A 9490-nucleotide genomic window follows, 5' to 3' on the forward strand; every position below is an offset into this window, starting at 1 on the left:
GAGCACTGGCAGCACATCCGCACGACGAACGCGATTGAGTCGACCTTCGCGACTGTGCGTCACCGCACGACGCGCACGCGCAACTGTGTGTCACGAGCGACCTTCCTTGGCCTGGCCTTCAAGCTGATCGAGGAAGCCGAGAAAACCTGGCGCCGCATCAACGGTGCCGAACACATCGAACTGCTCTTGAAGGGCATTCCCTTCAAGGACGGTGCCCCGGCGCAAGACAATCCGCCGGATCAGCAGAAACTCGCCGCCTGAGAACCGGCCACGATCAACCTTCGTACACCAGATTTGACTTTATCTCCGGACGCTGTCCCTGTCATTGCCCTTTACGCCAGGCAACCAGCCACACCGTGGGCCGGCAGTCGCCAACTATTTCGACAACCTGCTGCCCGACAGCGACGCCATCAGACGGCGCATCGCGGCCCGGTACCAGACCGGCGGGACCGACGCCTTCGCGCTGCTGGCCAAGCTCGGCCGCGATTGCGCCGGCGCCCTCCAGATGCTGCCGGCGCAGGAAGCGCCGATGGCGCTGAAGCGCGTCCAGGGCCGCCCGCTGTCCGAGACGGACATCGCCACCCTGCTGCACGAGGCCACGGCCGAGCCCGTGCTCGGGCTGCGCGAGCCCATCGATGACCTGCGCCTGTCCATCGCCGGCGCGCAGGAAAAGACCGCGCTGCTGCGCTGGGACGGGCAATGGCTGTTGCCGCAAGGCAGTACGCCCACCACGCATATCTTCAAGCTGCCGATGGGACTGGTGGGCAATATGCGCGCCGACATGCGGACCTCGGTGGAAAACGAATGGCTCTGCGCCAGGATCGTCGCCGCCTTCGGCCTGCCGGTCGCTGCCTGCGAGATCGCGCGCTTCGGGGATATCAAGGCACTGGTCGTCGAACGCTTCGACCGCAAGCCCTCGGCCGACGGTTCCTGGCTGCTGCGGCTGCCGCAGGAAGACATGTGCCAGGCCACCGGGACGTCGGCATTGCAGAAATACGAGTCGGACGGCGGGCCGGGCATCCAGCAGATCGCGGAGATCCTCTCGGGCTCGCGCTCGGCGCTGTCCGATCGCCGCAACTTCTTTCTCGCGCAGATCGTCTTCTGGCTGCTCGCGGCCACCGATGGCCATGGCAAGAACTTCAGCATCAGCCATCTGCCGGGCAGCCGCTATGAAGCGACGCCGCTGTACGACATCCTGTCGGCGCATCCGATCATCGGCAAAGGCAAGAACCAGGTGGCGCCGCAACGGGCCCGGCTGGCGATGGCGTTGCACGGCAAGAATTCGCACTACGCCATCCAGGAAATCCAGCGGCGGCACTGGGTTGCCCAGGGACAGCGCATCGGCTTCCCGCCCGGCGATGTCGAGTCGATGCTCGACGAGGTCGGGTCGCAGACCAGCCGGGCCATCGACGCCGCCGCTTCAGCGCTGCCACCGGAATTCCCCATGGACCTGGCCGATGCGATCTTCGATGGCATGCGCCGGCAGCAGCGGCGCCTCGCCGCCCGAGGCTAGCGCCGGCGTTTGGACTGGTTCAGCGCCACGGCGGCGCGGACCAGCGCCTTCAGCGCTTTCTCGTCGATCTTGTCGCCTTCCTGGAAATCGATGGCGCGCCGGGTGTTGCCCTCCAGGCTGGCGTTGAACAGGCCGGCAGGATCGTCCACCGCCGCGCCCTTGGCGAAGGTCATCTTGACCACGTTCTTGTAGGTCTCGCCGGTGCCGACGATACCGTCGTGCGACCAGACCGGGACGCCGCGCCATTTCCATTCCTCGACGACTTCGGGGTCGGCTTCCCTGACCAGCGCGCGCAGGCGGCCGAGCATCTGGCCGCGCCAGTCGTCGAGTTCCCGGATCCTGGCGTCGATCAGCTCGGAAGCCGGAATGCTGTCCTGCCTGCTGTCCTGTCCCTCGCTCTTTTTCATGGCGCTGCTCCTCAAGCGGATGCCGTGCCCGCGGCACATGGCTGGCCCTGCATTGTGCCGAACCCGGCGCTCTGCCGCCACCACCGCGCCACCGGCGTCCCGCCACCGCCCTCACCTTGCCACGCCGCCCAAATCTGCCTCTAATAGTCTGAACAGGCGGGTCGGCATGACCCGGTCCGGTCAGGAGGCGAAATGCGCTGCACGCATTGCGGCTTCGCGAACCTTGCGGGCGCCAACTTCTGCGAGGAGTGCGGGACAAGGCTTGCCCGCATTTGTCCGCAGTGTGGTGCCGAAGCCACGCCCGCCGCCAAATTCTGCCGGGCCTGCGGCGTGTCCCTGGCCGATACACCAGCACCGGCACCGGCACCCGTGCCGCAGCCCCAACCGCCGCGGCCTGCTGCATCCGCCCCGGTCCATTACACCCCGCCCCATCTCGCCGAGCGCATCCTGGCGGAACAGGCCGCGATGGAAGCCCGCGGCGAGTCCGCCGGCGAGCGCAAGACCATCACGGCACTGTTCGCCGACATGGCCGGCTCGACCGCGCTGACGCAGGACATGGATCCGGAAGACGCGCGCCGCCTGATTGACCCGGTCGTGACGCTGATGATGGAGGCAGTCCATCATTACGAAGGCTATGTCGCCAAGTTCCTCGGCGACGGCATCCTGGCGCTGTTCGGCGCCCCGATCGCGCACGAGGACCATGCCCTGCGCGCGCTGTACGCCGCACTGCGCATGCAGGGCGCGATGCACCGCCACAGCGACCGGGTGCGGCTGGAGCAAGGCATCCCGCTGCAGATCCGCATCGGCATCCATACCGGCGAGGTGGTGGTGCGATCGATCCGCAAGGACGACCTGCATACCGATTACGATCCGGTCGGCCACACCATCCACATTGCCTCGCGCATGGAAGGGATTGCCACCCCGGCATCGATCCTGGTCAGCGAATCCACGCACAAGCTCGCCGAGGGCTATTTCGAGTTCACGGCGCTGGGCACCACGCACGTCAAGGGCGTGCGCGAGCCGCTGGCGGTGTACGAGGTGGTGGGCCTGGGGGCGTTGCGCACGCGCCTGCAGGTGGCCGCGCACCGCGGGCTGGCGCGCTTCGTCGGGCGCCAGCAGGAACTGGAGCACCTGCAGGAGGCGCTGGAGCATGCCAAGGCCGGCAGCGGGCGCATCGTCGCCGTGGTCGGCGAAGCGGGCGTCGGCAAGTCGCGGCTGTTCCATGAGTTCAAGACACGTTCGCAACAGGGCTGCCTGGTGCTGGAGACGTTCTCGGTTTCGCATGGCAAGGCCTTCGCCTACCTGCCGCTGATCGAGTTGCTGAAGAACTATTTCCAGATCACCGCGCAGGACGGCGACCGCGCCTGTCGCGAGAAGGTGACGGGCCGGTTGCTGACGCTCGACCGTTCGCTGGAAGATCACCTGCCCTACCTGCTCTACCTGCTCGGCACCATCGAACCGGCCTCGCCGCTGCAGACCATGGACCCGTCGATCCGGCGCCAGCGCACCTTCGACGCGATCGCCCGCCTGCTGGTGCGCGAGAGCGCCAACCAGCCGCTGATGCTGATCTTCGAAGACCTGCAATGGCTCGATGGCGAGACCGAGGCCTTCCTCAACATGATGGTCGACCATGTGCCCGCCGCGCGCATGGTGCTGCTGGTCAATTACCGGCCCGAATACACCCATCGCTGGGAAGCCGGGCCGCATTACTCGCAGCTGCGGCTGCAGCCGCTGGGTCCGGCCGAGGCGCAGGGCCTGCTGACCGCGCTGCTGGGCGAGGACCAGAGCCTGGTGCCGCTCAAGCGCCTGATCCTCGACAAGACCGAAGGCAACCCGTTCTTCATGGAGGAAGTGGTCCAGACGCTGTCCGAGGAAGGCGCGCGGCTGGGCCAGCCCGGCTGCTACCGCATCGAGCAGGCGCCGGCGCTGCTCCATATCCCCACCACGGTCCAGGGAGTGCTGGCCGCGCGTATCGACCGGTTGCCGCTGGCGCAGAAAGAACTGCTGCAGACGCTGGCAATCATCGGCAAGGAATTCCCGCAGAGCCTGGTGCTGCGGGTGGCCGGGCTGGAGGGCGACCGGCTGCATCCGCTGCTGGCCGACCTGCAGGCCGCGGATTTCATCCACGAACGGCCGGCGTTCCCGGAAGTCGAGTACGCCTTTAAGCACGCGCTGACCCAGGAAGTCGCGGGCAATTCGCTGCTGACCGAACGGCGCAGCGCCTTGCATGAAATCACGGCGCGGGCGATCGAGGACCTGTTCCAGGGCCGGCTCAAGGACTATTGCAGCGAGCTGGCCCACCACTACAGCCTCAGCGGCAACGTGCCCAAGGCGGTCGAATACCTGCACTGCGCCGGCCAGCAGGCGCTGCAGCGCTCGGCGCAGGCCGAAGCGATCCGGCACCTGAGCACCGCCATCGAGCTGCTGAAGCGCCAGCCCGATACGCCCGAGCGCGCGCGCCAGGAACTGACGCTGCTGCTGACCCTCGGGCCGGCACTGATGGCGGCGCGAGGGCAGGCGTCGCCGGAAGTCGAGGCCAATTACCGGCGCGCGCTGGCGCTGTGCGAACAGGGACGGCAGACGCCCTACGTCTTTTCCGCGCAGCTTGGCCTGTGGGCCTTCTACCAGCTGCGTGCGCAGTACCGGGTGGCGTTGCCGCTCGCCAAGCGGCTGCTCGGCCTGGCGATGCAGTCGCAGCGTCCCAAGCAGCTGGCCGAAGGCCATCGCGTGCTGGGCGCCACGCTGTTCCGGATGGGCAAGCTCGACGCGGCGCGCTCGCATATGGAGACGGTGCTAGCCCTGCCCCACCCCGACGCGCAGGCTTATGACTTCCTGATGGGCTATGGGCGCGATCCGACCGTGCACGCGACCAGCACGCTGGGCTGGATCCTGTGGTATCTCGGCTGTCCCGACCATGCCCGCGCGCTGTGCCAGGAGGCGCTGGTGATGGCGCGCGCGCGGCCCGATGCCTACAACCTGGCGCTGTGCCTGGTATTTGCCGCGGAAGTGCACCAGTGCCGGCGCGAGGCGCAGCTGGCACGCGAGTATGCCGAGGCCGCGATCGCGATCTCCGGCGAACAGGGTTTCCCGATCTACCTGGCGTGGGCCACGGTGGTGCAAGGCTGGGCCATGGCGGAGCTGGGAGAGGTCGAAAAAGGGATCGCCCGCATCCGCCATGGCCTGGCCGCCTATGAGGCCACCGGCGCGGTACTCGGCACGCCCAACCTGTTGTCGCTGCTGGCCGACGCCTGCAACAAGGCCGGACAGACGGACGCCGCGCATGAAGCGCTGGGGCGCGGTCTGGCGCTGGCCGAAGAGAACGGCGAGCGGCTCGACGAAGCCACGCTGTGGCGCCTGCGCGGCGACATGCTGTGCCGGCTGCAGCCGGACGAACACCAGCAAGCGGAAGCCTGCTTCCGGCAGGCACTCGACATCGCCACCGGGCAAGGCTCCAGGATGCTGGCGCTGCGCGCCGCGCTAAGCCTGGCCAGGCTGTGGCACGCCCAAGGCAAGACCGGCGTGGCGCGCGAGACGCTGGCCCGGCACCTTGCGCCGCTGACCGAAGGCAGCGACACCGCCGACCAGCAGGAGGCCGCCGCGCTGCTGGCGGCGCTGGGAGGCGAGGTATCGGACACTGCAGGCGGCACCCCCGACGGCACCCCAGCCGGCACCTCAACCCCTGCGCGCCCATGACCCAGCTCCAGGCCCGCCTGCTGCAGGACCGCTTCGTTGCCGTGTGGACGCGCGCGGGCGGTGCGCGTGCGCTCGATGCCTATGCAGATCTTGCCGGCCGCTATGGCGAGCCGGGCCGCCATTACCATACCCTCGACCACATCCGCCGCTGCCTGCGCGACCTGGATTGGGCACGCGGCGCCATCGCTGTGGCCGACGCCGAGGCGGTGGAACTGGCGCTGTGGTGCCATGACGTCATCTATGTGCCCGGCGCGACCGACAACGAAGCGCGCAGCGCCGGCTGGATCCTGCAATGGGGGGCCGGCATCGCCAGGATCGACCGGATCGCCGCACTGGTGCTGGAAACCGTCCACGACGGGATCCCTGCCAGCACAGCGGGCCGCTTTACCGCCGATATCGACCTGGCGGCGCTCGGCTGCAGCCGGATGCGCTTCCGCCATAACGGCGCCTGCCTGCGCGCCGAGCGCACCGACCTGGACGACCAGGCCTACGACGCGGCCGAGCGTGCCTTCCTGCGCGCGCTGCTGGACAGCCCGCGCATCTACCACACCGAGCCGTTCCACGCGCGCTACGAAGCGCGCGCGCGCGGCAACCTGGCTTGGCGGCTGGCGCAGCCGGGCCCGGGCGGCGTCACAGGAATTCGCCGCTGATGTCGATGCTGGAACGCTGGCCGATGCTGTCGTAGTGCTGCGCCAGCCAGGTCGTGGCCTGTGCCCTGCCCTGGTCGCGCAGTGCGCACAGGAAGCCCCAGTCGGCGTTGTACTTGGTCGACACGCCGAGCGCCGCCATGGTCTCGTCGGAGCGGATCGAGTGGATCCACATCTCCTTCATCTCGCGCCCGTCCACCTTGCCCTGCTGGATCAGCGCGGTGACAAAGGCAATGGCGCGCATCTCGCGCATCAGCGATGAGTTGAAGCTGAGTTCGTTGACGCGGTTGAGGATATCCGCCGCCGAGGTCGGCACCCCGTGGCGCACGATCGGGTTGATATGGACGATGACCACGTCGTGCGTCTGGCAGTGGTAGATCAGCGGAAAGATTGCCGGATTGCCGACATAGCCGCCGTCCCAGTAGTACTGGCCATCGATGCACACCGCCTGGAACAGCGTGGGAACACAGGCCGAGGCCAGCACGGCATCGATGCTCAGTTCCTCCGGCGGGAAGATGCGTATGCGGCCGGTTTCGATATTGGTCGCGCACAGGTAGAGCTGGATCGGGCAATGCTCGCGCAGCGCGGCAAAGTCCACCTGCCTGCCGAGCACTTCGCGCAGGGGGTTCAGGTTGTTGGGATTGAACTGGTACGGCGACAGCAGGCGCAGCGCAATGTCGGCCATGGCATACAGCGGCGAATGGTTCAGCCCCAGCGTATGGCCGGTCTTGAACCAGGGCATCCAGCGGAACGGGCTATAGCGCTGCGCCGAGTTCGAGATCGCCTGCCAGAACGAGTGCAAGGCCTCGCGCGCGCCGGCGCTGCCGCCTTGCAGCAGCCCGTAGGCCAGCACCGCGCCGTTCATGGCCCCGGCGCTGGTGGCGCTGACGCCCTCGATCACCAGCCTGCCGTCCTCAAGCAGACGGTCGAGCACGCCCCAGGTGAATGCGCCGTGCATGCCGCCGCCCTGCAAGGCAAGCGACACGGGTTTGTGGTCTGGCTGGTCCGGCTGCATCCGAGGCTCCCTTCCCGGCGCGCCGTGCGGTGCGCCAGGCTCCGTGCTGCGGGCGGTTATCCGTATACATCAAGTGTAGGGAATAAGCCGTTTTTCCGGCAGCCCGGCGCGTGGCCTGACGGGCGGACCGACGGCTGCACCGGCAGGCGGACCAGTGGCGGCCTTGCTGCTTGCGCCATGCCTGGACATCCCTCAGGCGCCGGCAGCGGCCATCACGACGTGCGCCTGCATCGGGCCGAAGACGGGGCCGTCTCCATATGCCGCCAGGAACGCCTGCGCGCACGCGTCGGTCGCCCGCGCCAGCGCATCGGGACCGCGCCGCTCCAGGTCCGCGCGCAGTGGCGTGCCCTGGCAGTACGCCACCGCAGGGATGCGGGCGGCATCGGCGCGGCTGGTGGCCGTGACGGTCTCGAACAGCGGCGGCGCGGTAAAGCCGCCCTGGCGCAAGTCCTGCTCGATCGCCGCCTGGCTGTGATAGCCGTGCGGCGTGCGCGCCATGAAATCCGGCGGCGACTCGGGGAACAGGCGGGCCAGCGCTGCCGCGACATCGCGGGCAAAGGCGTTGAATTCGATCCGGTCCCACACGTTGAACACCAGCGTCCCGCCGGGCACCAGCACGCGGCGCGCTTCGGCGAAGGCCCTGGCCTTGTCCGGGAAGAACATCGCGCCGAACTGGCAGGCCACCAGGTCGAAGCTGGCATCGCCGAACGGCAGCGCCATCGCGTCGGCCTCGCGCCAGGTCACGGGGCGCTCCGTGCCTTCGGCCTGGGCCCGCGCCAGCATCGGCGCATTGAGGTCGGTGGCGACGATGACGGCGTCGGGCGCGAGCCGGCGCGCCAGTTCGCGCGTGAGCACGCCGGTGCCGGCGGCCAGTTCCAGCACACGGCGGGGATGCAGCGCGGCGATGCGTTCGGCCAGGTCGACGGCATAGGGCGCAAAGATCATGGGCACCATCAGCGACGCATACACGTCGGGGATCGCACCCGCGAAAACGTGGTCAGAGTGGTCGGCACCCGGCTGGTCGGCATTCGGCAAAGCCATGGAAGTCCCCTTGCCCGGCGTGCTGGAAGCCGGGATCGCCTCAGTGGGTGTAGGACACCTTACCGCGAAAGTAAACCAGCCGGAACCGGTGATTTATCCGGAACGCCTCGACGGCGTCCGCTCAGCCCCGGCGCGAATGCCCGCTGCGATGAAAGTCACCAGGTATTCGGACTTGCGCCGCACGTCGCCGGCCTTGAACTTGCCGCCGGAGATGCGCTCGATACGGCTGTCGAACACGCTCATCACCAGCGCCCCCACGGCAAACAGATAGGCCCAATGCGCATAGCTGGCGCTCTTGCCTGGCAGGGCCTTGCGGATCGCCTTGACGAATTCCATGGCGAACGGGTCGAAATAGTCGGCAACAATACCGCGCTCGGATTCTTTTGGATCGGAGGCCTCGCGTGCGACGAGCTTGGCGTAGGCGATGCCGGCATCGGTGTCCTGAATCCGCATCACCGGCTCCACCAATGCGCGCACGATGTGCTCGACCGCGTCCTCGCCCGCGGCGAGTGGTTGGCGCAGGGCGGCCAGCCGGGCCTCGAACAGCGTCTTGCGCCGGTCGAACAGCGCGCGGTACAGGTTGCGCTTGGTCTCGAAGTGGTAAACGATCAGCGGCAAGCCAACGTCCGCGGCTGCGGCGATATCGCGCATCGACACGCCGTCGAAGCCGCCCTCGGCGAAGAGGCGCTCCGCTGCATCGAGCACGCGCTCGCGCTTGCTCGCTTCCGGGAGTGGCAATTCCTGCGTTTCCTCCCGCGCCCTGCCCCGTGCCCCGACCGCTGGCTTCCGCGCTTCCCTGCCTTCCATGCTGCCTCCATATCGATGCGGCATTGTAGCGAACCTCTTATCGTCACATCCGCGTCCGCGTTTACCCCAGTGTAGCGCTTGACTGTACGAGTGTACAGTCCGTTTGCGCGCTACTGAACGATCGTACAGTCAGCGCAGAACGTTCACGCATTTTCAAAGGGGACCTGCCACCATGACACGCCGCTTCGTCGATCTCTCGATCTACCTGGAAAACGATGTCGTCTCCGATCCTCCCGGCTATGGCCCCCGGATCGAATACAATCCATCCAAGTTAAGCCGCCAATAAAATCGCAATTCCCCCCGCGAACCCTTGACAGATGACGAGGTTCGAGGGGCCGCCGCCCTGCTTGCGCTGGCTGTTTAGCGC

6 protein-coding genes and 3 pseudogenes are annotated in these 9490 nt (G+C 67.7%); 5 read left to right on the plus strand and 4 right to left on the minus strand.

Annotated features, from left to right (window positions below; all coding sequences use genetic code 11):
* Both K309_RS38330 and K309_RS38335 read left to right on the plus strand, forming a co-directional pair.
* Nucleotides 1-261: pseudogene (locus K309_RS38330) on the plus strand (IS256 family transposase); the annotation flags it as partial.
* 46 nt (nucleotides 262-307) lie between these two features.
* A pseudogene (locus K309_RS38335) lies at nucleotides 308-1513 on the plus strand (type II toxin-antitoxin system HipA family toxin); the annotation flags it as partial.
* Here K309_RS38335 and K309_RS0132435 read toward each other — a convergent pair.
* Nucleotides 1510-1920 (minus strand): DUF1801 domain-containing protein, encoded by a 411-nt coding sequence (locus K309_RS0132435; protein WP_029050157.1) that lies wholly within the window; start codon nucleotides 1918-1920, stop codon nucleotides 1510-1512. The pseudogene K309_RS38335 and the gene K309_RS0132435 overlap by 4 nt on opposite strands.
* A 192-nt stretch (nucleotides 1921-2112) precedes the next feature.
* On the opposite strand from K309_RS0132435, the gene K309_RS38340 reads away from it, so the two are divergent.
* Together K309_RS38340 and K309_RS0132445 are read left to right on the plus strand one after the other, a co-directional pair.
* Entirely contained in the window at nucleotides 2113-5613 is a 3501-nt protein-coding gene (locus K309_RS38340; RefSeq protein WP_051320740.1) for an adenylate/guanylate cyclase domain-containing protein, read from the plus strand.
* Nucleotides 5610-6263 carry an HD domain-containing protein gene (locus K309_RS0132445; RefSeq protein ID WP_029050158.1) on the plus strand — a complete coding sequence of 218 codons (654 nt, stop codon included), beginning with the start codon at nucleotides 5610-5612 and terminating at the stop codon, nucleotides 6261-6263. The genes K309_RS38340 and K309_RS0132445 overlap by 4 nt, the downstream gene beginning before the upstream one ends.
* Here K309_RS0132445 and K309_RS0132450 read toward each other — a convergent pair.
* The 3 genes from K309_RS0132450 to K309_RS0132460 all read right to left on the minus strand — a co-directional run bounded on the left by K309_RS0132450 (nucleotide 6244) and on the right by K309_RS0132460 (nucleotide 9123).
* Nucleotides 6244-7275, minus strand: a complete 1032-nt coding sequence (locus tag K309_RS0132450) for a patatin-like phospholipase family protein (RefSeq protein ID WP_029050159.1) — start codon at nucleotides 7273-7275, stop codon at nucleotides 6244-6246. The two genes, K309_RS0132445 and K309_RS0132450, sit on opposite strands and share 20 nt — an antisense overlap.
* Nucleotides 7276-7467: 192 nt before the next feature.
* Nucleotides 7468-8316 carry a class I SAM-dependent methyltransferase gene (locus K309_RS0132455; RefSeq protein WP_051320741.1) on the minus strand — a complete coding sequence of 283 codons (849 nt, stop codon included), beginning with the start codon at nucleotides 8314-8316 and terminating at the stop codon, nucleotides 7468-7470.
* A gap of 93 nt (nucleotides 8317-8409) precedes the next feature.
* Nucleotides 8410-9123: a TetR/AcrR family transcriptional regulator gene (locus K309_RS0132460; RefSeq protein WP_035878742.1), complete on the minus strand. Its 714-nt coding sequence runs from the start codon at nucleotides 9121-9123 to the stop codon at nucleotides 8410-8412.
* 172 nt (nucleotides 9124-9295) lie between these two features.
* Here K309_RS0132460 and K309_RS43460 point away from each other — a divergent pair.
* Nucleotides 9296-9382 (plus strand): annotated as a pseudogene (locus K309_RS43460) (cyclase family protein); the annotation flags it as partial.
* Between the last annotated feature and the right edge of the window lie 108 nt (nucleotides 9383-9490).

Source organism: Cupriavidus phytohabitans (assembly GCF_000426345.1).
GTDB lineage: Bacteria > Pseudomonadota > Gammaproteobacteria > Burkholderiales > Burkholderiaceae > Cupriavidus.